The 24,894-nt window shown below is 60.1% G+C and carries 23 protein-coding genes, 1 tRNA gene and 2 pseudogenes; 14 read left to right on the top strand and 12 right to left on the bottom strand.

The window, feature by feature from the left end:
• The 5 genes and pseudogenes from GGI60_RS27720 to lipB all read right to left on the bottom strand — a co-directional run.
• Nucleotides 1–134: pseudogene (locus tag GGI60_RS27720) on the bottom strand (S-(hydroxymethyl)glutathione dehydrogenase); the annotation flags it as partial.
• A gap of 72 nt (nt 135–206) precedes the next feature.
• Nucleotides 207–2,216 carry an acetyl/propionyl/methylcrotonyl-CoA carboxylase subunit alpha gene (locus GGI60_RS27715; RefSeq protein WP_183913660.1) on the bottom strand — a complete coding sequence of 670 codons (2,010 nt, stop codon included), beginning with the start codon at nt 2,214–2,216 and terminating at the stop codon, nt 207–209.
• 108 nt (nt 2,217–2,324) lie between these two features.
• The gene (locus GGI60_RS27710) at nt 2,325–3,029 is read right to left on the bottom strand and encodes a hypothetical protein (protein ID WP_183913663.1); all 705 of its coding nucleotides are present in this window, start codon (nt 3,027–3,029) and stop codon (nt 2,325–2,327) included.
• A gap of 64 nt (nt 3,030–3,093) precedes the next feature.
• Nucleotides 3,094–4,046: pseudogene (locus GGI60_RS27705) on the bottom strand (DMT family transporter).
• A gap of 79 nt (nt 4,047–4,125) precedes the next feature.
• Nucleotides 4,126–4,845: a lipoyl(octanoyl) transferase LipB gene (lipB, locus tag GGI60_RS27700; protein ID WP_183913667.1), complete on the bottom strand. Its 720-nt coding sequence runs from the start codon at nt 4,843–4,845 to the stop codon at nt 4,126–4,128.
• Between the two features lie 183 nt (nt 4,846–5,028).
• On the opposite strand from lipB, the gene GGI60_RS27695 reads away from it, so the two are divergent.
• Nucleotides 5,029–5,113, top strand: a tRNA-Leu gene (locus GGI60_RS27695).
• 321 nt (nt 5,114–5,434) lie between these two features.
• Here GGI60_RS27695 and GGI60_RS27690 read toward each other — a convergent pair.
• From GGI60_RS27690 to GGI60_RS27680, 3 genes are all read right to left on the bottom strand, one after another.
• Nucleotides 5,435–5,800 carry a hypothetical protein gene (locus tag GGI60_RS27690; protein ID WP_183913669.1) on the bottom strand — a complete coding sequence of 122 codons (366 nt, stop codon included), beginning with the start codon at nt 5,798–5,800 and terminating at the stop codon, nt 5,435–5,437.
• A gap of 304 nt (nt 5,801–6,104) precedes the next feature.
• Nucleotides 6,105–6,617 carry a BON domain-containing protein gene (locus GGI60_RS27685; RefSeq protein ID WP_183913671.1) on the bottom strand — a complete coding sequence of 171 codons (513 nt, stop codon included), beginning with the start codon at nt 6,615–6,617 and terminating at the stop codon, nt 6,105–6,107.
• 71 nt (nt 6,618–6,688) lie between these two features.
• A complete protein-coding gene (locus GGI60_RS27680; protein WP_183913673.1) occupies nt 6,689–7,183 on the bottom strand; it encodes a peptide deformylase in 495 nt (164 codons plus the stop codon).
• Between the two features lie 240 nt (nt 7,184–7,423).
• Here GGI60_RS27680 and mgtE point away from each other — a divergent pair, with 240 nt between their 5' ends.
• Nucleotides 7,424–8,836, top strand: coding sequence for a magnesium transporter (gene mgtE / locus GGI60_RS27675; RefSeq protein ID WP_183913675.1), 1,413 nt, complete (start codon nt 7,424–7,426; stop codon nt 8,834–8,836).
• A 65-nt stretch (nt 8,837–8,901) separates the two neighbouring features.
• A complete protein-coding gene (locus tag GGI60_RS27670; RefSeq protein WP_011425479.1) occupies nt 8,902–9,294 on the top strand; it encodes a MerR family transcriptional regulator in 393 nt (130 codons plus the stop codon).
• A gap of 27 nt (nt 9,295–9,321) precedes the next feature.
• Here the strand turns inward: GGI60_RS27670 and GGI60_RS27665 are convergent, their stop codons facing one another.
• Together GGI60_RS27665 and GGI60_RS27660 are read right to left on the bottom strand one after the other, a co-directional pair.
• On the bottom strand, nt 9,322–10,311 hold the full coding sequence (locus tag GGI60_RS27665; protein WP_183913677.1) for a heparan-alpha-glucosaminide N-acetyltransferase: 990 nt from the start codon (nt 10,309–10,311) through the stop codon (nt 9,322–9,324).
• Nucleotides 10,311–11,075: a DUF599 domain-containing protein gene (locus GGI60_RS27660; protein WP_064685816.1), complete on the bottom strand. Its 765-nt coding sequence runs from the start codon at nt 11,073–11,075 to the stop codon at nt 10,311–10,313. Before GGI60_RS27660 ends, GGI60_RS27665 begins: the two co-directional genes overlap by 1 nt.
• Nucleotides 11,076–11,285: 210 nt before the next feature.
• On the opposite strand from GGI60_RS27660, the gene GGI60_RS27655 reads away from it, so the two are divergent.
• On the top strand, nt 11,286–12,059 hold the full coding sequence (locus GGI60_RS27655; protein ID WP_183913679.1) for a fumarylacetoacetate hydrolase family protein: 774 nt from the start codon (nt 11,286–11,288) through the stop codon (nt 12,057–12,059).
• Nucleotides 12,060–12,177: 118 nt separating this feature from the next.
• On the top strand, nt 12,178–12,753 hold the full coding sequence (locus tag GGI60_RS27650; protein WP_246720504.1) for a carboxymuconolactone decarboxylase family protein: 576 nt from the start codon (nt 12,178–12,180) through the stop codon (nt 12,751–12,753).
• 199 nt (nt 12,754–12,952) lie between these two features.
• On the opposite strand, the gene GGI60_RS27645 is transcribed toward GGI60_RS27650, so the two are convergent.
• Nucleotides 12,953–13,957, bottom strand: coding sequence for a LacI family DNA-binding transcriptional regulator (locus tag GGI60_RS27645; protein WP_183913681.1), 1,005 nt, complete (start codon nt 13,955–13,957; stop codon nt 12,953–12,955).
• A 364-nt stretch (nt 13,958–14,321) separates the two neighbouring features.
• Between GGI60_RS27645 and GGI60_RS27640 the strand changes: the two genes are divergently transcribed.
• The 9 genes from GGI60_RS27640 to GGI60_RS27600 all read left to right on the top strand — a co-directional run bounded on the left by GGI60_RS27640 (nt 14,322) and on the right by GGI60_RS27600 (nt 23,778).
• The gene (locus GGI60_RS27640; protein WP_183913683.1) at nt 14,322–15,167 is read left to right on the top strand and encodes a branched-chain amino acid ABC transporter permease; all 846 of its coding nucleotides are present in this window, start codon (nt 14,322–14,324) and stop codon (nt 15,165–15,167) included.
• A gap of 2 nt (nt 15,168–15,169) precedes the next feature.
• Nucleotides 15,170–16,912, top strand: coding sequence for an ABC transporter permease subunit (locus GGI60_RS27635; protein ID WP_183913685.1), 1,743 nt, complete (start codon nt 15,170–15,172; stop codon nt 16,910–16,912).
• Nucleotides 16,902–17,609, top strand: a complete 708-nt coding sequence (locus tag GGI60_RS27630) for an ABC transporter ATP-binding protein (RefSeq protein ID WP_183913687.1) — start codon at nt 16,902–16,904, stop codon at nt 17,607–17,609. Before GGI60_RS27635 ends, GGI60_RS27630 begins: the two co-directional genes overlap by 11 nt.
• Before the next feature lie 22 nt (nt 17,610–17,631).
• A complete protein-coding gene (locus GGI60_RS27625; protein ID WP_312863478.1) occupies nt 17,632–18,192 on the top strand; it encodes a cupin domain-containing protein in 561 nt (186 codons plus the stop codon).
• 46 nt (nt 18,193–18,238) lie between these two features.
• Nucleotides 18,239–19,555: a phosphopyruvate hydratase gene (gene eno, locus GGI60_RS27620; protein ID WP_097605091.1), complete on the top strand. Its 1,317-nt coding sequence runs from the start codon at nt 18,239–18,241 to the stop codon at nt 19,553–19,555.
• Nucleotides 19,556–19,581: 26 nt separating this feature from the next.
• The gene (locus GGI60_RS27615; RefSeq protein WP_246720502.1) at nt 19,582–20,655 is read left to right on the top strand and encodes a VOC family protein; all 1,074 of its coding nucleotides are present in this window, start codon (nt 19,582–19,584) and stop codon (nt 20,653–20,655) included.
• 156 nt (nt 20,656–20,811) lie between these two features.
• On the top strand, nt 20,812–21,951 hold the full coding sequence (locus GGI60_RS27610) for an amino acid ABC transporter substrate-binding protein (protein WP_246720501.1): 1,140 nt from the start codon (nt 20,812–20,814) through the stop codon (nt 21,949–21,951).
• A 103-nt stretch (nt 21,952–22,054) separates the two neighbouring features.
• Nucleotides 22,055–23,173, top strand: a complete 1,119-nt coding sequence (locus GGI60_RS27605; RefSeq protein WP_170964946.1) for an alcohol dehydrogenase catalytic domain-containing protein — start codon at nt 22,055–22,057, stop codon at nt 23,171–23,173.
• 53 nt (nt 23,174–23,226) lie between these two features.
• Nucleotides 23,227–23,778 carry an NADPH-dependent FMN reductase gene (locus GGI60_RS27600; RefSeq protein ID WP_183913692.1) on the top strand — a complete coding sequence of 184 codons (552 nt, stop codon included), beginning with the start codon at nt 23,227–23,229 and terminating at the stop codon, nt 23,776–23,778.
• Nucleotides 23,779–23,883: 105 nt separating this feature from the next.
• On the opposite strand, the gene GGI60_RS27595 is transcribed toward GGI60_RS27600, so the two are convergent.
• The gene (locus GGI60_RS27595; RefSeq protein ID WP_183913694.1) at nt 23,884–24,879 is read right to left on the bottom strand and encodes a phosphotransferase family protein; all 996 of its coding nucleotides are present in this window, start codon (nt 24,877–24,879) and stop codon (nt 23,884–23,886) included.
• Nucleotides 24,880–24,894 lie beyond the last annotated feature (15 nt).

Genomic DNA, 24,894 nt, shown 5'->3' with positions numbered 1-24,894 from the left:
AAATCGTCGGTGTGGCAGATGCCGGTCGCCTTGACCTCGACCAGCACTTCGCCGGCCTTCGGACCGTCGAGCTGCACGGTCATCACTTCGAGCGGCTTTCCGGCCTGAACGGCTACGGCGGCGCGAACGTCCATCTTGGATCTCCCTGCTGATTTTCTCTTTGTGAGTGCCTGTAGCGGAAGCTTGGCATGGCCGCCAAGCCCGGCTCAAGCGAATTCCATGATCACCGCGTCGACGGCCAGGCTTTCACCGGCGGCGGCATTGATCTTCGAGACGACGAGATCGCGATCGGCGCGCAGGACGTTTTCCATCTTCATCGCCTCGACGATCGCAAGTGTTTCACCGGCCTTGACCTCCTGGCCCTCGGCAACCGCGATGGACACGACGAGGCCGGGCATCGGGCAGAGCAGGAGCTTGGAGGTGTCGGGCGGCAGCTTCACTGGCATCAACCTGTCGAGTTCCGCATGGCGCGGCGAAAACACCTTGGTTGTGACGGACAGTCCCTGCCAGTTGATGCGCAGGCCGTTAAGGACGGGGCGGATCTGCGCGGCAATATCCTGGCCGCCGACCTTGCCGCTCCAGACCGAATCACCTGGTCTCCAATCGGTGACAACGTTCCAGGTTTCGCCCTCGATCTGCATGTCCATGTCGAAAGGAATGGAGACGTGGCCATCGAGCAATCTTACAGCGACGTAGCTGACGCCTGATTTGACCACCCAATGCTCCCGCAACGCTCCGGATGCGGCGCGCAGGCGATCGGCGAAACTTTCGCGGCGGTTCGCTTCGATGAGCGAGGCAGACAGCGCGATTGCGGAGAGCGTGGCTTCCTCCTGCTGATCCGGCTTCATCGGCGCGAAACCGTCAGGATATTCCTCGGCAATAAAGCCGGTGGAAAGCCGGCCCTCGCGCCAGCGCGGATGTTTCATCAGCGCCGACAGGAAGGGAACATTGTGCTCGATGCCGTCGACGACGAAGCCGTCGAGCGCCCGGCCCATGGCCTCGATTGCCTCGCTGCGCGTCGGCGCCCAGGTGCAGAGCTTGGCGATCATCGGGTCGTAATACATCGAGATCTCGGCGCCCTCGAAGACGCCAGTATCGTTGCGCACGACAATGTTGCCGGTCCTGCCTTCCGCCGGCGGGCGGTAGCGCGTCAGGCGGCCGATCGAAGGCAGGAAGTTGCGGTATGGATCTTCGGCATAGAGCCGGCTTTCGATCGCCCAGCCATCGAGCCTGACAGCCTCCTGGCCGAAGCCAAGCGGCTCTCCCGCGGCGATCCGGATCATCTGCTCGACGAGATCGATGCCGGTGACGAGCTCGGTGACGGGATGCTCGACCTGAAGGCGGGTGTTCATTTCGAGGAAATAGAAGTTGCGGTCGCGGTCGACGATGAATTCGACGGTGCCGGCGCTTTGGTATTCGACGGCTTTGGCCAGCGCCACTGATTGTTCGCCCATGGCCTTGCGGGTCTTTTCGTCAAGGAAAGGCGAGGGCGCCTCTTCCACCACCTTCTGGTTGCGCCGCTGGATCGAGCATTCGCGCTCGCCAAGATAGACGACATTGCCATGGGCATCGGCCAGCACCTGGATCTCGATATGGCGCGGCTCGACAATGAACTTCTCGATGAAGACGCGGTCATCGCCGAAGGAGCTTTTCGCCTCCGAGCGGGCGCGCTCGAAGCCATCGCGCACCTCCGCCTTGTTCCAGGCAATGCGCATGCCCTTGCCGCCACCGCCGGCCGACGCCTTGATCATGACGGGATAGCCGATGCTGCCGGCGATGGTTTCCGCATGGGCGGCATCCTCGATGATGCCGAGATGGCCGGGCACAGTGGAGACGCCGGCGGCATTGGCGAATTTCTTCGATTCGATCTTGTCGCCCATCGCCATGATCGCCTTCGGCTTCGGGCCGATGAAGACGATGCCCTGCTTTTCCAGCTCGGCACAGAAAGAGGCGCGCTCGGAGAGAAATCCGTAACCGGGATGCACGGCCTCGGCGTCGGTCGCCTTGCAGGCGGCGATGATCTTGTCGGCGACCAGATAGCTTTCCGACGCTGCGGCGGGGCCGATATGGACGGCCTCGTCGGCCATTTCGACATGCAGCGCATCCCGATCCGCATCCGAATAGACCGCAACGGTCCAAATGCCCATGCGGCGCGCCGTCTTGATCACGCGGCAGGCGATCTCGCCGCGGTTCGCGATCAGGATTTTCTTGAACATCGAGACTCCACCCAGAAATGCATTCCGGAGTTTTACGCATAAAACACCGGAACGTACAATCGGGCTTGGCGCAGGCACGCAGGAGACGTGGGATGACGCCGCAGAATGTCAGGCGACGGCGGCTTCCGCGACGGATTCCTCGTCGACGATGCGCAGCCAGCGGCTGCGCCGCGGTTCCGGTCGATCGCGCAGCGTGACGGCGGCCATGATCCCAGCCCAGTGCGGATGGTTGGCGCCTGGCAGCGTTGCCTGCTCGATCTGATGGAGGACGCCATATTCGGCCGGCGACACGGCGATGACGCCGCCTGCGGCGATGCTTCTGAAGATGCGCATCGCAAAATCGACGTCCTGGCGTGTGATGTTCTTGCGGTCGACGGCGCGCGACAGCTTGTAGCCGCCGATGCCGTCGGTGATCGCCAGGCGAAGCTGGTCGAGGGCAAGCGCTCTCAATTCACCCGGGACATCGGCCGAAATCTCCATGACGTGGAGAATGAGTTCGAGCTCCAGCGCCGAGTTGACGACGCCGTCGGTCGTGAACATGCGCCTGATCCAGGCAACGTTGATTTCATCAAGCGAGCCCTGCGGATAGGTGTAATGGACGATGAAGCCGGCGATCTGCTCCACGAAAAAGGTGTTCCACTCCGCACATTTTTCGGGACAGGAATTGTTGAGCGCCAACATTGCAACGACATCCTGGGATGTCCGGATCCCCTCGGGGAATGCATGTTTACGCAGCAGCACGATATCTTCGGCCGTCAGCCGATGCTTGCCGGCCACGACACAGGCCGGAAAAGCGAGACGGAATTCGCTCATGTTTTAACTCCAGGCTTCATCATGAAGCCGGAGACAGTTTTATTGCCCGCGAATTGACGATCCCTCAAGAAGAGGCGTTAACCCGATATTCCCGAAATCTGGAGGATTTTAGCGATTGTGCTGCTGCCGCTCGCGCCAGATGATGAAGAGGCCCGATGCAACGATGATGAAGATGCCGATCCACTTGGAAAAACTCGGGAAATCGTTGAACAGCGCGTAGCCGAGCACGGTGGCCGAGATGATTTCGAAATATTGGAACGGCGCAAGCAGCGACAGCGGCGCAAGCCGGAAAGCCCTGACTACCAGCATATGCGCATAGCCGGAGATCGAGCCGAGAGCGAGAAGCAGCGCGAGACCGAGACCGGAGGCGGGCAGGGAAATGGCGAAATCCTCATTGCCGGCGCCGCTGCCGACGAGAAGGGCGGCGGCCATGAAGATCGTCCCGCCGATGCCGGCCATCGTCTGCATGGTGAGCGGCGAATCGGCCTCGCCGATTGCGCGGTTGAGGAAAAGATAGAGCGAGAACAGAAAGGCGCAGGCGACCGGCAGCAGCGCCGTGAGGCCGAAAATCTCGTAACTGGGCTGAATGACGATCATCGCGCCGCCGAAACCGACCGCGATCGCCATCCAGCGGCGCCAGCCGACCTTCTCTCCGAGGAACACGGCCGACATGGCGGTCAGCATGAAGGGCTCGACGAAATAGATGGCAAAGACGTCGGCAAGCGGCATGTATTTGACGGCGACGAAGAACAGCAGGCTTGCAGCCCCGTGCAGCACGCCGCGCAGAATATTCATCCATGGTCGTTTGGCCGAAAACGCCTTGAACCCGAAAAGAGCGACGAGGATCGGCAGGGTGCAGGCGATCTGGAAAAAGAATCGGTAGAACGTCACCTGGCCCGGCGACATCGCCTCGAAGGTGGCCATGTATTTGGCGATGGCGTCCATGGTCGGCAGGATGAACATGGCGCCGGACATGATGGCCATGCCCTGCAGGGAGTTTTGATGGGACTCTGACATGGCGGCCGATTCTTGCGGGGACGGCGCCCATCAATCATGGGAAAGCCGGGCAAATCAAGCCGTCAAACCTCGCAAGCGATCACGACGCGTTGACCGTCTCGCCAAAAACCGTCTCGAAAGCGGCGCGCAGCCTGATATCGACATCGGCCATCATGACAGGCAGGCCGAGGTCAACGAGGCTGGTCACGCCATAGGCCGATATCCCGCAGGGCACGATGCCGCTGAAATGATCGAGGTCCGGATCGACGTTCAGCGACAGGCCGTGGAAGGTCACCCATTTGCGCAAGCGGATGCCGAGGGCGGCGATCTTGTCTTCAGCCATGGTTCCGTCGGCCAGCAGCGGTTTTTCCGGGCGGCGCACCCAGACGCCGACGCGATCCTCGCGCCGCTCGCCGCGGACGTTCATCATCTCGAGCGTGCGGATGACGACCTCCTCGAGGGCGGCGACGAAGGCGCGCACGTCCTGGCGGCGGCGCTTCAGGTCGAGCATGACGTAGGCGACGCGCTGACCGGGTCCGTGATAGGTATATTCGCCGCCGCGTCCCGTCGCAAAGACCGGGAAACGATCCGGCTGGACGAGGTCGCCGGCATTGGCGCTGGTGCCGGCGGTATAGAGCGGCGGATGCTCGACGAGCCAGACAAGCTCGTCGCCGCCGTCTGCGATCGCCGCTACCTCGCGCTCCATCGCTTGCACCGCTTCCTCATAGGCGACGAGCCCATCCGCGATGCGCCAGCGCACCGGACGGCTATCGAGTTTGGGGAGCATAGAGAATTCGAGATCGGTGCGAAGCATGGCCATTCCCTTGCCGCTTGCCCCGAAATGCCTGATAAATAGGGGCGGCAGGCAACGTATATGGACCCGTTTTCCAGCCAATTCAAATGCTGTGAAAGGTTTTCAAAAAAACTGTCACATCGCCCTTGTGCACCCCAAATGCTTTTGCTACATGCTGCCCCGCCGACGCAAATCGGCACCTACCACGATGCGGTCGTGGCGGAATTGGTAGACGCGCAGCGTTGAGGTCGCTGTGGGGCAACCCGTGGAAGTTCGAGTCTTCTCGACCGCACCATTCCTTTTCAGGGAACGCTCGCCGGGCGAAGATGTCGGTATAAGCTGATCACCTTATATATGTGTAACGCGGCCAGTTGGCCGTGAGTGCCGCCGCGTCGGACAAGCTTCGACGACGGTGAAACACGTCGCGCTGATTTGAACCGCGACTTAGAGCGACAAGTGATTCTCCAAAGATCGCGATCTGATTTGGAGACGCTCTGCGAGATCCCCGTAAACGCCTTCATGGCCACGACCCGTTACCGGCTCGTTCCGTTCGTGTTCTGAGGCGATCGAAGCGAATTGGAAGGAAGGGGCCGGTTTTGCAGCCCCTTCTATTGGATCAATGCGTTGCGCGGCAGGCTTCGGTACGCGAGGCGCCGCTGTCGGCACCCTTGGTATGGGAGCCCTTCGGGCCGACCATGCTGTGGCACGGGGGTAGAGGCTTGATGCTCGCGGTCGCCGTCTTGTCGACCGCGGGGGCGGTCATCGCCACTGGGGCGAAGCCGTCGCTGTCATTGGTGTAATCGCTGGAATAGGCCGGAGCCTTGTGGTTGCTGTAGTGAACCGGAGCGGGCTTGGCCATCGGGCTCGGTGCAAAGCCGTCACTGTCATTGGTATAGTCGTCGGAATATGTCGGCTGAGCGAAGGCAGCGCCTGTGAGGCTGACGGCGAACAGGGATGCGGCGAGGGCAAATTTGATGCGCATGGTTTCTTCTCCTCAATCTGTTGTTGAATTCAACAACATAAACCATCCCCGGCGAGTTAAGAGTTCGCGCCCCAATTAAGGCGAAAGTGTGAATGAAAAACGGTTGGTCCGCAGCCTTTTGTTCAAATGAAATCACAGTCTTGTCAATGAATTTGACGTTTTCGTTACGGCAGCCGCTTAACAAACGGGCCACGGATTGCCCCGCGCTTGCTGCAATCGGAAATTGTTAACTTTTGGTAATGTTGGACGGACCGAACGGGAGGCAGCAGCCCGCCTCCCGTCCTGATCGCCGTTCGCGTGACGCTCAGTCTTCATTGGGGATATGGGCGTCGACGCCGGTCAGCTGCAGCTTGTTGCGCACATGATGGACGCCGTCGACAGAAAGCGCACGGAGCTCGACCTTGCGGGCAATGCCGATCGTCTCCACCGAGCCTTCCAGGGTGATGACGTGACCGTCGGCATGGACCTCGATGCTGTTGATATCGACTTCGGGAATGTTTTCAAGATTGTCGTTTACCCGTGCCTCGAGCTCGTCGCTGTCGTCACGATCGATCGTGCCGGCGCGCAGCGAATCCTTCAGGCGATTCTCGTTGCCGTCCTTATCCGTGCCGTCGACGCGAAAGCCCTGGTTGGGATCGTTGTCGAAATTCGCTTTTGTCTCGCCGTAGGGGCGGTTAGCCGGATCGCTGACGGCGGTACCGTCGGCATAGGGCCAGCCATCGTCGAGATTGCGTTCTTCGAGGTCGCGATAATCTTCCTCACGGGAGAGCTCGGGGGCCTCGCGTGAAATCGGGGTCTTGTCGCCCATCCTTGCCATTATGGTCGCTCCTTGTTTCTCTGCGGGAGAACGCCGACAGAGGCGAATGGTTCGGTGTGCCGGGCGATTTGTCAGCCTTGCGTCTTTTCCCATTTTTTGACGAGGCGGTCGCGCTTCAGCCGCGAAAGCCGCTGCAGCCAGAAAATGCCGTCGAGCTGATCGACCTCGTGCTGGATGCAAATGGCGAGGAAATCTTCGGCGGCCTCGTCGTGCATCTTGCCGTCGGCATCCTGATAGCGGAAGCGGATCGCCCGCGGGCGCGTGACTTCGTCGGTCGCGCCGGGCATGGAGACACTGCCCTCGGCATGGATCATCGTCTCCTGCGACCGCCAGGTGATCTCAGGATTGACATAGAGGCGCACCCCGTCGACCCTGTCGAGCTCCAGCACCGTCACACGAAGGAAAACGCCGATATGGGCGGCGGTGATGCCGACACCGGGGGCCGCGCGCATCGTCGCCAGCAGGTCGTCGGCCAGCGCAGCGAGCGAGGCATCGAAGGCCGTCACTGGCGCGCAGACGGTCTTCAGGCCCTGATGCGGATAACGCAGGATCGGACGGACGGGCATGAAGCGGTGTTCCTCAGTTTGAACGACGGGGAAACTATCGCCGGTCGCAGGCATTGTCATCAAGAAGCACGGTTTGGCGCTTTACGGCAGGGATGCTTTGAGCTAGCAGAAGCAGGAATCCGACTGCGGGAAAGCTTTGCGCGGGATTTACTATCTACTTGTTGACAATGTGTTTTCGGCCAACATTTGCGAACGCGGCGCGGCAGTCGTTGAAATTCGAACCAGGTGCGAGGGCGGCAGATGACGACGACCGATACGGAAGAGCGCATTCGCCGCCGCGATGACGGGGAGGCGGATATTTACGACGAGGACGGCAACGTCCGTGGCGATTTTCTAGCCCTCGTCGGCGCCGCGATCGCCGATCGCGATACGCTGTTCCTGCGCCAGAATGTTGCCCGCCTGCATGAATCCGAAATAGGCGACCTGCTGGAATCGATCCAGCCGGATCAGCGGCTGGCGCTGGTGCGCCTGCTCGGCGAAGATTTCGACATGACGGCGCTGACCGAGGTCGACGAGGCGATCCGCCGCGAGATCGTCGACCAGATGCCGAACGAGCAGATTGCCGCCGCGATCGGCGAGCTCGATTCGGACGATGCCGTCTACATTCTCGAAGATCTCGACAAGGAAGACCGGGAAGAGATCCTTGCGCAGCTGCCGTTTACCGAACGGGTGCGGTTGCGCCGGGCGCTCGACTATCCCGAAAGCTCGGCCGGCCGCCGCATGCAGACGGAATTCGTCGCCGTGCCGCCGTTCTGGACGGTCGGCCAGACGATCGACTACATGCGCGACGAGGAGGATCTGCCCTATTCCTTTTCGCAGATCTTCGTCATCGATCCGACCTTCAAGCTGCTCGGCGCCGTCGATCTCGATCAGATCCTGCGCACCAAGCGGCAGACGAAGATCGAGCAGATCATGCGTGAAACCAACCATCCGGTTCCTGCCGAAATGGACCAGGAAGAGGCCGCCCAGCTCTTCGAACAATACGACCTTCTCTCGGCCGCTGTCGTCGACGAAAACGGCCGGCTGGTCGGCGTGCTGACCATCGACGACGTCGTCGACGTCATCCATGAGGAAGCGGATGAGGACATCAAGCGCCTCGGCGGCGTCGGCGACGAAGAATTGTCCGACAATGTGCTGTCGACGGCGCGCTCACGTTTCCTCTGGCTATTGATCAACCTTGCCACGGCGATGTTGTCGGCCAGTGTCATCGGCCTGTTCGATGCCTCGATCGAGAAGATGATCGCTCTTGCCGTGTTGATGCCGATCGTCGCCTCGATGGGCGGCAATGCCGGCACGCAGACGATGACGGTGACGGTGCGCGCGCTCGCCACCCGCGATCTCGATATCTACAATGCCGGCCGCATCATCCGCAGAGAGGCGGGCGTCGGCATCCTCAACGGCATCATCTTCGCGACGATCATGGGCGCGATCGCAGGCACATGGTTCCATGACTACCAGCTCGGCGGCGTGATCGCGGCGGCGATGATCATCAATCTGATGGCGGCAGCCCTTGCCGGCATCCTGTTGCCGCTGCTGCTCGACAAGATGGGGGCCGACCCGGCTATCGCCTCGTCGGTCTTCGTCACGACTGTAACGGATTGTACCGGCTTCTTTGCCTTTCTCGGCATCGCCACGTGGTGGTTCGGCATCTGACGGCCTGCCGAAATTGACTATTACGTAAAAGTCAATATTATTACCGGTTCGACGACGGGGAACACATGCCGGTGAACAAATATTATAGCATAACGGAGCTCACGCGCGAATTCGGTGTCTCGACGCGCACGCTCCGATTCTACGAGGACGAGGGACTGATCCATCCGGAGCGGCGAGGGCGCACCCGCCTGTTCCGGCCGGCGGACCGCCGGCTGATTGGAGAAATCCTGCGCGGGCGGCGGATCGGTTTCACCATCGCGGAAATTCGCGAGATCATCCAGGTCTACAAGGAGCCGCCGGGCGAACTCGGCCAGCTGAAGCTTTTGATGAAGCGCGTCGACGAGAAGCGTGAGGACCTGCGCCAGAAGCGCAAGGATATAGACGACACGCTGACGGAACTCGACAATATCGAGGAGGCCTGCCTCGGCCGCCTCGCCGAAATCGGCGTCACCACCTGACAGCGGGGGCAGAGTCTGCGTCGGTCCCTATTCCGCTTCGGCGCTGCATTCGGTGACGAGCGTCTGCACCCGTTCATCCTTCTGGACGTCGATCTCGTTTGCCTGCAGTGGAATCAACAGGTTTTGGGCCTGCAATTTTCCGAGCGTACACTGGCAGAAACTGCGGCAGAGCGCTTCACCTTGCTGCATCACGCAAGTGGAGTTGCATTGCCGTAAGTAAGTTTCCGCCGGATCCGGCGTCTGCGGTGGGACGAGAAGGGAAAGCCCGTAGGCGATGGCGATCAGCACAGGCTGGTGGATGAGATAGAAGGCAAGGCTGTGGCGGCCAAGCCGCGCCGGCCACCAGGAGCCGGCGCCAAGAGCGGCAAGCCGGTGCGGCAGACCGGTTCTGATGGCGATCGAGGCGATGCTCAGTCCGGCAAAGAACGGCGTTGCCCAGGGAAACAGCGGCACGTAGTCGTTCGATCGCTGAGGCATCTCGGCAAGGCCGATCCAGGCGAGATATCGCGGATCGAAAAAGGACGAGCGCAGCAAGCCCGGCGTGCCAAAATTATCGGTGATCCAGGCGGCCAGGAGTGCCAACGTGACGACGAGCGCGACGGCGAGCGGCAGCCGGATGAAAACGATGCCGATGAGCGTGAGCGCCGCGATGCAATGCAGAATGCCGAAATAGATCCACCCGTCCGGCATCGCGATGCGGGTGACGATCGAAATGGCCGCGGCTGCCGCGGCAATCATGCCGAAACGCTTCCAGAAGGACGGCCAGCGAATCGTCGGCGTGCTGGAAAGCACCAGACTGACGCCGACGATGAAGAGGAAGGTCGTGGCGATCGCCCGAGCATAGATCTTCAGCCAGCCGGTCTCGGCCGTGCCCGGCGCGAGATATCCCATGAACTCCATGTCCCAGGAGAAATGGTAGCTCGCCATGGCGATCAGCGCGATGCCGCGCGCCGTGTCCAGTAGACCGATGCGTGGCGGTCTTGCCGCCGCATCGGCCTGCATTGCCGGCATGGTCATCAAAGTCTCCCGGTCAGATCATTTCCGTCGTTCGACGGCATGTCGCGGCGAAGAGCGGAAAGGTGAAGATTGGATGGCGGGCCGGCATCCATGATCGCCAGCCGCGCCTCCGAGAAGAACTGCCGCCGTGTCAGCACGAAGATGACGATCGCCGTCGTCAGCATGAAGACATAAGGGTTGATGAACCAGCCGAGATAGCCGATCGACAGGAAGATCGCCCTGAGACCTTCGTTGAAATGGCTGCCCGCGATGACATTCATGCGGATGACCCGTTCGGCGGCGCGCTCGGCGGCGATGACGTCGCTCTCCGTGTCGCGCATCATCGGGATGGCACCGAAAAGGATGGTGCAATAGTTAAACAGCCGATAGGACCAGCCGAACTTGAAGAAGGCATAGCCGAAAAGCGCCGCAAGCCCGCCGACCTTCATCTCGAAGGCGGCATGGCCGCTGTGGAAGACGAAGGGCAGGTCGGCAAAGACGGCGTCGACCTTCTCCGTCGCGCCGAGCAGGGCGAAGCAGCTGCCGATCGCGAAAATCGAGGTGGAGGCGAAAAAGGCCGTGCCGTTCTGGAGGCCGGCCATGATCTGCGTGTCGATCATCTTCAGGTCGCGGCGCAGCGAATTGTAGATCCAATCTCGCCGCCGTTCGGTCATCGCATGGGTCAGGCTGGTACGGCCGAAGAAGGTGCGGCCCTTCAACAGCCAGGAATAACCCGCCCAGACACAGGCAAAGAAGGCCAGAGCGATATAGTCCGCCGTCGTCATCAACGATTCAGTCTCCGCATGAACGCGGCCACCTTACATATGCGCTGCAATGCTGCAATGACCGGTGAGCCTAGCCCGCGCGGTTTATGCGCGTAACTATGACAATCGAATTCGATTTCCGAGCGGATGATGGCCAAGGCAACGGGAGGGAACAGGGCGCGTTGACGAGGTCAGCCGGTTGCGCTAACGTTAGCAAAAATGGAGATCAACATGAAGCTTGTGCGCTACCGGTCCGTCGACGGAATTTACTATGGGGTTGAAAGTGAGGGCAGGATCGATCGCTTAGCCGGCGAACCGTTCGAAGGTATCGAGCGGACGGGGAAGGAGGATCACCTTTCCGACGTCCGTCTGCTGTGCCCAGTGGAACGGCCCCGGATATTTGGGGTCGCTTACAATTACCGACAGCACACCGACGAGTCCGGAAAGGAGCAGCCGACGCTTCCGGTGTTGTTCATGAAACCCAGCACCGCGGCGAGCGGCAATGGAGATGCCATTGAATATCCGAGCGATGGCGAAATCGTCCACTACGAAGCTGAGCTGGTCGCCATCATAGGCAAAGGCGGACGCCACATCAGCAAGGAAGATGCGTTGCGGCATGTGCTTGGCTACACATGCGGAAACGATATCAGCGACCGCATCATACAGCGGCAGGAAAGCAAGTTTGGCTGCCTGCTGGCAGGCAAGGGTTACGACTCCTTTGCACCGTTGGGGCCGGCCATCGTTACCGATCTCGATCCGACGAATCTTGACGTCATCCTTCGTCAGAACGGCGCCGTTAAACAGGCGGGAAATACGCGAGACCTGGTCTATCCCGTTGCTGACATCGTTGCTTATTTGAGCCGCTTCATGACGCTGTTGCCCGGTGATGTAATCATGACCGGTACGCCTGCGGGCGTTGGGCCGATCGTTCCCGGCGACGAACTCGAGGTGGAAATTCCCGGTATCGGTGTTCTGAAAAATCCGGTGGTTGCGGCATCGCACTAGCCGAATCTCTTATAGGGGGTCCGCCACGGCGCGAAAAAACTGATTGACCTCAGAGTTACCAATGGTATTATGCTAACGTTAGCACCTGTTGCAGAGACGGGTTCCGCATCGGACCACGTTGAACAGGGAGATTTGTCAAAGCAAAGTTGAGGGTGGAGAATTGGCACGAGTAAAATATGTCTCGAATACTGAGTTGGCCGAGACCCAACCTGCGCTCAATGAGCGTCTGCTGAAGGAGAGGAAGGTTCCGACCGGAAACATCTTTCTGGCGCTCGCCAACGCTCCCGCGATCCTCGGCGATTTCCTCACTTATGCCAATGCGGTGCGGGCGGCTGACCTCAGCCCGAAGCTGCGGGAGATGGCCATCCTAACGGTCGGGTACTGCACAAACTCCGAGTACGAGGTGAAGCATCATCATTCTCATGGGCTCAAGGCCGGCCTGACGGAGGAGCAGTTCCATGCAATCGCGCACTTCGAGACCTCGGATCTCTTTGACGAGCAGGAAAAGGCTGTGATGGCCTTTGCCAAGGAGTCCACGCTGGACGTCGATGTTTCCGATGAAGTGTGGAACGGCGTCGCAAAGTTCCTGTCGGAGAAGCAACTTGTCGAACTCTCGATCAATGTCGCCTGGTACAATTCCGGTGTTCGCCTCATGGGCGCGCTAAAGATCGATCTTGAAGAGGGATATCGCTGAGCAGGCCGGCGGCGCCCGGCCTGCGTTGCCTCGGCTTACCGTATGGTCTTGGCGGCGCTCATCAAGATAGTTCCAGAGCTTTCAGCGTCCGGCCCTGGATGCGGGATGAATCGCAGCCGATCGAAGAGAGGTGCGTGTCACGGGACGGGCGCCTCTCTCTGATTCCGCTTGCTGCGGCAGATCGACCGCTGCCGGCTTTTCACGGAGTGCCCGTGCTGCCGCGGATGACCAGGTGGGGCGGAGAGATGAAGCTGTAGGGCTTACTGAGATCACCCTTGTTCTGAAGGTGGTGCAGGAACCAAAGCCCGCAGGCGGTTGCCAGCTCTGAAACGGGCAATTGGACCGTCGTCAGCCCCGGACCCCACCATCGATACCCAAGCTCATCACCAAATCCGACGACTGAAATATCTCGGGGAACGCTCAGGGCCTGGTCCTGGATTTCGTCAATGACTCCGGAGGTATTTTGCACCGCGCCGATCACAAGCGCCGTCGGTCGATCCTTTTTTAAGGAAAGAAGGCGACGCACGGCCTCCCGCCCGAATTCCGGCGAGGAGGGCGCGCCAAGCTCCTCATGCACGGTGATCGCTTGGCTGGAGCTTTTCACCGCGTCCCGGAAACCCTGCACGCGAGCCGCACCGGTGGGCAGTTCTTCCGTGCCGCCGATGTAAGCGATCCGTTTGTGACCTGCGTTGATGATGTGTTCCGTGCTCTCGTAAAGCGCCCGTCTGTCATCAATCCCAAACCATTGGTCGCCGAGCAGCGGTGCCCTTCGCAGCAATTGGATGTGAGGTGTCATTTTCAGGATTCGCGCGGAATCAGGATGAGGTTTTGCGCTCGGGACCAGAATGATCCCGGCGACGTTGGCGCTCGTTAGTTCCTTGATGTGGCGAAGCTCGTGCATTCTGTCGTCATCGGTTTCGCACAAGGTCAGCTGATAATTCGCCGAAAGAAGGCACTGCGAGAGGGCGTGGGCAATCGTCGAATAAAAGCTGTTCCGGATATCTGGAATGATCAGCCCGACGAGATTACTCTGCACCCCGCGCATCATGCGGGCAGCACGATTGGCAACGTACCCCGCTTGCGCTGCGGCTTCATTCACCTTTCGCTTCATCTCAGCGCTGATGCGGCGATCGTCGGCAAGAGCGCGGCCCACGGTCGAGGGGGAAACTTGAAGGATCGCCGCGATGTCTTTAATTGTTACCATTGTGCTTGGCTCGGAATGATTATTTTAGCCAACGATAGCACTGACATCGCAGTTGTCAAACCTCTCATACCGTTTAAGTAGCAATCATTTAATTTTCGCCCTCGACGCCCGGGCGCGGCGACCAATCGCCATGTAAAATAAAAACCTTTCAGATGCTTAATCTTTTCGAACGGGCTTGCCGCACCGGTGGTGCTGGGCGCGCAGAGGCGCTTGACAATCAATTAACTTCTTTAAGGCCGTTGACATGAGAGCCGTGCTGTGGGACGAATGTTTGTGCAAACGTTAGCGCAAACGGGAGGAGGCATAACGTGGATATTCTGGTGTTCCCGGCGTTGATCATGTCCGCAGAGGGACGTAGATCCTCATGACCGTCGCTCTTTTCCTGCAATCCGCTGTTGGCGGTGTCTTGTTGGGCGGGATCTATGGCCTGCTGGCGATGGGTCTCAGCCTGAGCTGGGGCCTGTTGAAGCTTGTGAATCTCAGCCACTTCGCGCTGGCATTCCTCGGTGCCTACTTGACCTACCAGCTCGGCACCGTCCATGGCGTTCCGGCATATTTGAGCGCTCTTCTGATCGCTCCGCTGTTCTTCGCGCTCGGCATTGCGCTGCACAGCGTGTTCGTGCGCTTCAAGGTGAAGGAATTCGCCTCTCTCCTGGTGACCTTCGGCGTCACGATCCTGATCGAGTCGTTGATCCAGTGGATCTGGTCGGCCGATTTCCTTCGCTACGAAACGCCCTATGCACAGACCACCATCCGGCTCGGCCCGATCTTCGTGCCCGTATTGGATCTTTCCGCCTTTGTCTGCGCCGGCGTGCTTGCCGGAGCGGCCTGGTACGCATTGAACAAGACCATGCTCGGAAAGGCGCTGCGCGCTGCCGCCCATGACGCTCCCGTGGCGTCGGCATTCGGAATCAATTCCACGCGCGTGTCATACATTCTGGCCGGCCTCTGCTCGGCGACAGCGGGGATCGCCGGGGTCTTTATCGCCCTGATCGGAACTCTGGCTCCATCTCAAATCGAGGCTTGGATCGGGGTCGTCTTTGCTGTCGCCATCATTGGAGGATTGGGCAGCCCTATTGGCGCGCTGGGCGCCGGAATGCTGATCGGTGTGGCCGAGAGCCTTACCATGTCTGTCGTGAACCCCGCTTGGGCGCCGCTCGTGGCATTCAGCGTGCTCATCGTCATCCTCCTGCGCAAACCGGTGATTTGACCATGAAAAAGCTCCTGATTACAGCGCTTGTCGTGGCGATCCTCGCCTCGCTGCCTTACCTGGGAATGGCGGATTACTACCTTTCCTACCTGTACATCATTTTCTTCTGGGTCGTGCTGGCAACGAGCTGGGGCATCCTGAGCGGTTACACCGGCTACTGGAGTTTTGGTCATGCCGCATTTTTCGGTATCGGCGTCTATACGACGGCCACGCTGACGACGCAGCTGTCGTGGCCCTTCGTCGCGACGATACCTGCCGCGGCCCTGCTTGCGGCCGTGGTCGCCGTTCTGATTGGACTGGTTGTCTTTCGCTCGGGTGCTCTGCGCGGCGAGTTCTTCGCGCTGTTGACGCTGTCGGTGACGTTTGTCGTCGCGGCCATTGTGTCGAACACCGCGCTCGATTCGGGCACAGGCGTGTTCCTTTCAGGGATCGAAATCCCGATGATCGGCGCAACGGCGTCCGGCTCCCTCTACATGTTCGGGTTCATTGCGGCCCTTGTTGCGCTGGCGACATCCTATTTCATCTTTCACAGCAAATTCGGTCAGGGCTTGCTGGCAATCCACGACGATGAAGACGTCGCAGAAGTGAAAGGCGTTCCGACGTTCCGCTATAAGCTGATTTCGTTTGCGGTCTCGTCGGCGCTTGCCGGTGCAATGGGGGCGATCCACGCCGTATATGTCGGCTACGTCACCGTTGGCGAAACGTTTGCGGTGACCGTTCCTCTCTATGTCGTGCTCATGAGCATTCTTGGTGGAGCCCGCCATTGGGCTGGACCTGCGATCGGTGCGGTGATCATCACCGTGATGCAGAGCGCCATCGTCAGCGGCGCTCATGCGGAATTCGGCCGTGCGGGTGTGGCTCTTGCGCTGATCGTCGTCATCCTGGTGCTGCCGTCCGGCATCGTTCCCAGTCTTGTTCGCAGGTTTGCCCACAGGCGCAGCGGAGCTGGCGCACCGACGGGGTTTGCTCAGGTCGTCACGCAGTTCGCGCCTTCAGCCCAAGCAGGTTCCGGTCCGGTGCTTCTCAAATGCGAGGATGTCACCAAATCCTTTGGCGGCATCCGTGCCTTGACCGGCGTGACTTTGGAGGTCCGGCGGGGCGAAATCCTGGCTCTGGTTGGGCCAAATGGTTCCGGCAAGTCCACCCTGATCAACATGATCAGTGGTCACTACTCCATGACCTCGGGTAAAATCACACTGGAAGGCGTGGAGATTTCCGGTCGATCGCCGCATCTGATCGCGCAGCAGGGCGTGGCGCGCACCTATCAGATCCCGCGCCTGTTCGACAATCTGACGGTCCTCGAAAACGTTCGGCTCTGCGCGAAATTCGGCAGTGCAGACGGCAGGGGCGCAGCTGCCGTCGATGTAGCCACCGAGGAGGCGCTCGCCTTCACCGGCCTGGCCGATAAGGCCGACGTGCTTCCGGAAGCCTTGAACCTGCATGACCGTAAATTTGTCGAATTCGCCAGAGCGCTGGCTGCAAAACCACGTCTGCTCCTGCTCGATGAGGTGCTTTGCGGCTTGAATCCGGCCGAGGTCGACCATGCGGTCGAAATGATCAAGCGGATCAAATCCGGCGGTACGACGATCATCTTCGTCGAACACCTCATGCGTGCGGTTGTCGCACTGGCGGACCGTGTCGCGGTGCTGGATCAAGGCAAGGTTCTGGCGCTTGGGCATCCAGGCGAAACGATGCGAGATCCGGCAGTGGTCAGCGTATATCTGGGAGGCAGTCATGCTGCTTGAGGTCGATAAGATCGAGGTCGGCTACGGAGACGCGATCGCTCTGTGGGACCTGTCTATCAGTGTAGGGCCGGGCGAGATCGTTTCGGTCGTCGGCCCGAACGGAGCGGGAAAGACGACGCTGGTAAATGCCATCGCCGGCATTCTGCGGCCGCACAAGGGAACGATCGTCATCGAGGGCAACGACGTTTCCAAAGTGCCCAGCCATCGGGTCTGCGATTACGGCATCGCGGTGGTCCCGGAAGGGCGGCGCCTCTTCACGGCGATGACGGTCCTGGACAACCTGTTGCTGGGTGCATACCGCTCCCAGGCTCGTGCGGAGCGCGATGCGACGCTCGCAGAGGTGTTTCAGCTTTTCCCTGTGTTGAAAGAGCGTCAGGATTCGCTGGCCGGCTCCTTATCGGGTGGGCAGCAGCAAATGGTTGCCATCGGCCGCGGGCTGATGGCCAAGCCGCGCGTGCTGCTTATGGATGAACCGTCGCTCGGGCTGTCGCCTTTGATCGTCGGAGAAATGTTCAAAATCATCCAGATGATCAACGAGCGGGGCGTAGCCGTGCTGCTCGTCGAGCAGAATGTGAACAAGGCGCTTGAAATTGCCCATCAGGCCTACGTGATCGAGCAAGGCCGCGTGACGGCCTCCGGAGCGCCCGAGGTTCTCATCAATGATCCAAGCATCAGGGAGGCGTATCTTGGTATCTGAAAATTCGAGCGGGAGAGTTCCCGTGCATGTTCGCCGCGTCGTGACGGAACACAGCAGTCAGGGTATTGCCAGGTTTGCTGAGGACCGCGCCGTTCCGCGCACTGACATATTCAGGACCGTCCCAGGTCTGGTGTCGCGGATGGTTTGGGCGACTTCGGCTTCCACAGCCGTTCCGTTCAACGGAACTGATCCAACTCCTTTGGTGACGAGCTTCGTTCCTGAGCCGGGCGAAACGCGCTTTTTAGTGCTAACGTTCCCACCAGACTCCGTTTTTATGTCTCCGGATTTCGATGGTTCGGCGGCTATGGCGGAGAACCTTGCGGTCAGCCCCGGCTTGGCCGAACGCTTCGAGCCGGATGGCAAACATCAAACGCCTACCGTCGACTATGGAATCGTTCTCGACGGTGAGATCTGGATGGAGCTCGACAATGGTAATGAGACCCGCTTGGTCCAGTTCGACGCCTTCGTGCAGAACGGCACCCGTCACGCCTGGCGAAACAAAAGCGACAGGCCGGCAACCATCGCCGTGGTGCTGGTTGGCGCACCGACCCCCGATACGACGGATTACGATGACGGCCTGTGAGCCTCAATGATCCAAATCTCAATCTGACCTTGTGGACCAACTGAACATGAACAACACCGAAATCCGAAAAGTGCAGGGCCGTCGCGTCTGGGATTCCCGTGGCCGGCCCACTGTCGAGGTAGAGATCGAGCTGGCCTCCGGCGCGATCGGCCGGGCGATCGCGCCAGCCGGTGCATCGACCGGCACCGGCGAAGCTCTCGATCTTCGAGACGGCGGCAGCGCTCTTGCCGGCTTGGGGATCAACAAAGCCCTTGCCTCCGTCAACGGCGAAATCGCCAAGTTGCTGGTTGGCCGCGATGCCAAGGATCAAGCCGAACTGGACGGCGCCATCATCGCGCTCGATGGCACACCGAACCGGAGCAGGCTGGGTGGAAATGCGTCGGTGGCAACGTCGATGGCGCTGCTCCACGCCGCGGCGGCTGCGGCCGATCAACCGATCTGGCGGTATCTCGCGGGCTCCGGCAACGCCATAACCATGCCACTGCCGGAAATCCAGATTTTCGGTGGCGGCGCGCACGCGGCGCGCCGGGTAGACGTCCAGGATTTCATGATCATGTGCCCCGCCGCCTCGACTTTCTCGGAAGCCTTGGAATGGACTGCCGAGGTCTATCGCGCTGCGGGGGACATCATGAAGCGCGCCGGCAAACTTCAGGGCGTGGCGGACGAGGGAGGTTACTGGCCAGCCTTCACCAGCAATGAAGAAGCACTCGATGCCCTGGTGCGTTCGATTGAGGCTGCCGGTCTGAGGCCCGGCGGCGAGGTCGTGATATCGCTTGACATAGCGGCTTCCGAATTCGGCCGAGAGGGCAGATACTCGCTGGCACTGGAGGGGAGGCAGCTCGATACGGCCAAGATGATCGACATGCTCGGCGGCTGGTTGAAGGCCTACCCGATCGTCTCCATCGAGGATCCGCTCGCCGAGGACGATGCGGACGGTTTCAAGGAATTCACCGCCCGCTACGGCTCCAGATGCCAGATCATCGGCGACGACTTCTTTGTGACGAACGCGGCGCGGGTAAGCGAAGCGATCAAGGATAAAAGCGCCAACGCGGTTCTGATCAAGCCGAACCAGGCCGGCACCATCACCGAGACCTTCGAGGCGCTCTCCGTTGCCAAGAAGGCGGGCTTTCGGACGATCGTTTCGGCGCGATCCGGGGAGACGGAAGATGTGACGATCGCCCATCTGTCGGTCGGCTGGGATGCTAAGCAGCTCAAGGTCGGATCGTTCTCCCGCTCTGAGCGAATGGCCAAGTGGAACGAGGTTCTCCGGATTGAGGAGGCGCTTGGAAAAGAGGCTTCGTTCGCCGGATGGTCGGCGCTGGACCTGGCTGAAAAGCCAGCCGCTGTTGCTGCTGTAAGTTAGGATTTGGATGGGGCCGGATGCGGGTCTTGCGCAAAACAGGCATTGACAAAATACCCGGTCGTTTTATGCTAACGTTAGCAAAACCAAACGAGGATAACATGCTTCCGGCTGTTAATTTGAAGCCTCCCTTCAACATCACGCGCTTCAGTCACGTCGTGCTTGAAGTCAATGATGTGGGATGTAGCCGAGACTTTTACGTCAATGTCGGCGGCCTCGTCGAAACAGAATTCACGGATGGTGTTTCCTACCTTCGCGGGCTGTCCGAGGCCTGCCACCACAGTCTCGTGCTCGCACCCGCCGGCGACAAGCCGGCGTGTAGGCGGATAGGTTACCGGGTCTTCCTGGAGGAGGATCTGGACAAGGCCAAGGCCTTCTTCGAGGAGAAGGGCCTTCCGGCAGAATGGGTCGAGGTTCGAAACCAAGGGCGGACCCTGCTTGTCAGCGATCCCTCGGGCGCTCGCATCGAGCTTTGCTCCAGCATGAGCGTCCATCCCCGCAAGTTTCTCGCAGTGCATGAACATCGTGGCGCCCGAGCCCAGGGCCTGGACCATTGCCAGATCATGGTTGCGGATCCGCTGGGTCTCAGCGCGTTCTACGGCGAACTCGGCTTCCGGACTTCGGAATATATAGCAGCGGGCGACACTCTCATTGCGAACTTCATGTATCGCAAAGGTGTCTGTCTCGACCTGGCCTTGGTGCCTGGCATCGGCCCGCAGCTGCATCATTTTGCTTATACGGTTCCCGAAAGCAGCGACATCTTCGCCGTATGCGATTTTGCCAGCCGTTACGGATATGGAGACAGCATTGAGCGCGGGCCCGGACGTCATGGTCCTTCAGGAGTCCTGTTCGTCTATCTGCGCGATCCGGATGGGCATCGGGTGGAGTTCTTCAACAATCACTACACCACGATAGATGCGGAATTGGAGCCCATTCGCTGGGACGCGGCATCCCTTAGCACCAATGTCCATTGGGGAATGCCGGCCGTCTCGAAATGGTTCTTCGAGGCCAGCGAATTTGCGGGAGTACCGCTGGAGCACCCCGAGAAAATGCCGAACCCGATGACGCTCGAACGATACGCAGAAGGGCTCGCGAAGAGCTGAGAGCTGCCGCCGGCGGCAGGAGACCGACGCGCCGCGAGCCCGTGAGCGCGATGACATGCCGGAAGCACTTGGGAGGATGAGATGAATGTGAAATCCATTAAACTGAATAGACGTGCATTTCTCGGGTCTGCGGCCGCCGTGGCAGCTTTCAGCTCAATGCCGAGGGTTTTCGCCCAGGAGGGACCGATCCGCGTCGGCGGAACGCTGCCGTTGACAGGTCCGCTTGCGGGCGTCGGCGCAATCCATAAGCTCGCGGCAGAGGTGTTCGTCGAACAGATCAACGCCAAAGGCGGTATTCTCGGACGGAAGGTGGAGTTCGTCCTTCTTGACGACCAATCGCTTCCCGCCAATGCGCGAACCCTTTACGAGCGTCTGGTGACGGCCGACAAGGTCGATCTCCTGATGGGGCCTTACGGCACGTCCTCGATTATCGCAGCAATGGGTGTTGCCGCTCGGTTCAAGAAGATGCTCGTTCAGAGCAGCCTTGGCGACCCAAGCCTCGCACCCTATCCGCTGCAGTTCCCCTCGCTTCCGATCGGGGCGGAACCGCAATTGACCGACACCGAAGTCGTTCTCGATGCCTATGCCAGCCTGCCGACCCCTCCCAAGACGATCGCCTTCGTCACCAGCAAATTCCCGTCGGCTCTGACGATCGCCAAGGGCGGTCAGCAGGTCGCCGACAAGCGTGGCATAAAAAGCGTGCTGGACCTCGAATATGAATTCGGCACGAAGGACTTCGGCGCAATCGCAAACCGCATCAAAGCGGCTGATCCGGATCTGCTGTGGTCCGGTGCGATCGGCATGGAGGCAGTGCAGCTTCTCGATGCAATGAGCCGGATCGACTACCAACCAAGGAACCAGTTCTACCTGTTCCCGGCACCTGGCCCGACCGCAGCCCACCCCCAAGCGAATGGCTTGACCTCGCTGACCTGGTTCGAGGAGCACGAACCATTCCTCAAGTATTACGGCGCCCAGGAGTTCGTAAGCGCTTACGGCAGCAAGGCGAAGGCGGCAGGCTTCCCCTATCCGCGAACCGAGTATCAGGCCGCCGTCGAATATGCTGCGTGGCAAATCCTTGCGGCAGCAGCCGAAGGGGCAGGGAAGCTGGACGACGCCGCGATGGCTGCATGGTTGCGCTCGAATGCGGTCGAGACGGTGGTCGGGCCAAGGACTTTCGACGGCAAGTTCAATGCCGGGAAGGCATCGACAAAGCTCAAGCAGGTTCAGGGGAAGGACTGGGTGACTGTCTGGCCGGCGGACTTCCGACCGGCTGGAAAGGAGTTCCTGGTCCCCTGACGAATGCCGCTCGGCACTGCAGCGCACCTGTCTGAAACTAAAAAATGCATTCGGTCGGGCACGGTCCGACCGATGTCCCATGGAGGAGTTAATGGTTAAAACTATGATCGCTGCTCGGCTGCATGCTCTGCATCAGCCCATGTCGCTGGATGAGATTCCGGTTCCCGCGCCCCGGCCCAACGACGTCCTGGTGCAGGTCAGGGCTTGCGGCATCGTGCCCAACATGGCCAACGTCATCAATAACTGGCCAACCTGGTTTCCCCACCAGCCGCTGCCGAAGTTTCCGGCAGTGTTCGGCCTGGATCCGGCCGGAGTCGTCGCCGAAGTGGGCGAGGCGGTCACCAATGTCAAAATTGGCGATCGTGTCTATGTCAGCCCTCTCAGATCCTGTGGTTCCTGCAAGGCGTGCCGGTCAGGCAACCGTAGCCAATGCCGCTACTACACCTTAAACGGGTACTTCAGCACCAGCCGTGATGGTCAACGAATCTTCGATCTTTATCCCTACGGCGGCTTCAGCCAATACATGACCGCCCCGGAATATTCACTCGTATGCCTGCCGGACAATCTCAGCTTCGAACAGGCCGGCCGCTTCGGCTATCTCGGCACATCCTACGGCGCCCTGAAGAATGCACAGGCCGGACCCGGCCAGGTCTGCCTCATCGACGGGATTACCGGCACGCTCGGCGTCGCGGCCACCAAGCTCGCTCTTGCAATGGGCCTCTCCAAAATTCTGGGCACCGGCAGAAACAAGGAGTTGATGGACCGCATAAAGGCCATCGCGCCCGACCGCATCGACACGATCATGCTCGGTGAAGGCTCGACGGGAGAATGGGCGAAGGCCCAAACCGGCGGCGAGGGAGTGGATTTCGTCATCAGCGCGCTGGGCGCGAGAGCTCCTGCTGCGACCGTGGTCGATTCCATGCGCGGCGTTCGTCGAGGCGGCCGTGTGGTTGTCGTTGGCGGCGTGGCGGAAGATGTTCCGGTCGACGTGAAGTGGTTGATGGACGAGCAGGTTCAGCTCATCGGCTCCAACTGGTTCAGCGCTGCCCAAGGGCAAGAAATGGCCGACATGGTCCGCACCGGCGCGCTCGACCTCTCCTATCTCGAGCACAAGATCTATCCGCTCGAGCGGGTGAATGAAGCCATTTCCGGCATCGGCGAACGCGATGGCGGCTTCAGCAACTACGTGGTCATTCCTCCGGTCCCTGCCGCCTACCAATAACAATCACCGGTGCCGGCTGCGGCCGGCGCCGCCCTCACGCGAGAAGAGAGAACATGTCCAAGAAAGATATCGCGGTCCTGGTCGGAAGCCTTCGTCAGGCTTCTATCAACCTGAAGCTTGCCCGTGCAATGCAGAAAGTAGCGCCTGACGGGCTGAACCTGGAAATCGTGCCGATCGGCGATCTTCCGCTCTATAACCAGGACCTTGAGACCGAAACGCCGCCGGTGGAATGGGCGTCCTTCCGCGAACGCATCAAGGCTTGCGATGGGGCAATCTTCGTGACACCGGAATACAATAGATCCGTACCCGCGGCATTGAAGAATGCGATCGAAGTCGGCTCTCGACCGTTCGGGAAAAGCGTATGGGATCATAAGCCCGGTGCGGTGACCGGGGCTTCTCCCGGTCTGATTGGCGGCGCTGCCGCAGCACTCCAGCTCCGGGTTATCCTGACCAACATCAACGTGCCGACCATGCCCCAGCCTGAGGTTTACCTCAGCACGGCAGACAAATTGGTGGGCGACCATGGGGTATTCCTCAATGAAGGAACCCAGAAGTTCATCGAGAGCTTCCTGGTTGCGTTCGAAAGCTGGGTCGCCAGGTTCTGAGCCGCAGCAGATCAGGACTTCATCCGCCATCGCGAACACAGCGCGGTGGCGTTTTCTTTTTCATCTGACGTGAAAAGCGTATGGCTCCGGAAAGGCCTGCGTTCCTTACGGAAACCAGGCCTGCGCCACGTCAGCGAGCTTTTGCGGCGGCGAGGCGATCAACGGGATTGCGGCTTTGCGGACGGCCTCGCGCTGACATTCGTCGGTTATGTATTCGACGGGCGATTTGCCGTCGACCCGGGCGAGGAAGAGGGTGGGCAGCAGGCTTGCGGCCCGGGCCTCGAGGGCGTCCCGATCCTCCCAGTCGACCTGATCCATGTAGGCTGCCGTCAAGGCCGCGAATGACGATGCAAGCTCGGATGCCGCCTTTCCGGCAACGATCTTCTTCAGCAACAGATGGTTCAGGCAGAAGGCTAGGTCGAAAGCCGGATCGCCGAACCAGGCGCATTCGGCATCCAGGAACACAGGACCGTTTCTGCCCAACAGGATGTTCTTCGGGCTGACATCGCCGTGGACCAGCGCCAGCTTTGCTGCGGCGGTGCGCTCAACCAGCTCGGCGAGACGATCGCTGACGAAAGGATGTTTGGCGGCAGCGGCCACCAGATAAGGCTCTAGCCGAAGAGCATAAAAGTTCGATCCGGAGTCAAATTTTTCCGGCAACCCCGGTGTGCGGGCACTGACGGAATGGATCTGTCCAATCCGCTGGCCAATGACCGCTGCCGCCTTTCGGTCGACGCTTCCGTGAAGCAGGTTGGTCTTCCAGAGCGGGTAGTCGTCGCTCGGAAGAAACTCCATTGCGAAAACACCAGACGGCGCATCGTGCGCGAGAGGCTTCGGAACGGCAGAAGGGAAATGCTCCGCCACGAAGGAAATCCAGTTCCATTCGTATAGGTTTCTCGACACCGGCGCTTGCCAATCGGCAGATACTTTAAGCTTGGCAAGGGCGCGTTTCACGCAGATGAGCCGGCCGGGGAGCTCCACGCGATAGATATCTGAAGAAACACCACCCGTCAGGGGCTTGTAGATCGCTTCCTCGGAAGCGCTCTTCAGGCCGCTCTTCAGCAGGAAATCGTCGAAAATCGTCGTCTCGTCTACAGACATAAAATCATCGTCCTT

This window comes from Rhizobium lentis, assembly GCF_014200175.1.
Taxonomy (GTDB): Bacteria; Pseudomonadota; Alphaproteobacteria; order Rhizobiales; family Rhizobiaceae; genus Rhizobium; species Rhizobium mulingense.
The sequence above is the reverse complement of the archived record's forward strand: the minus strand, read 5'-3'. Positions and strand labels throughout refer to the sequence as shown.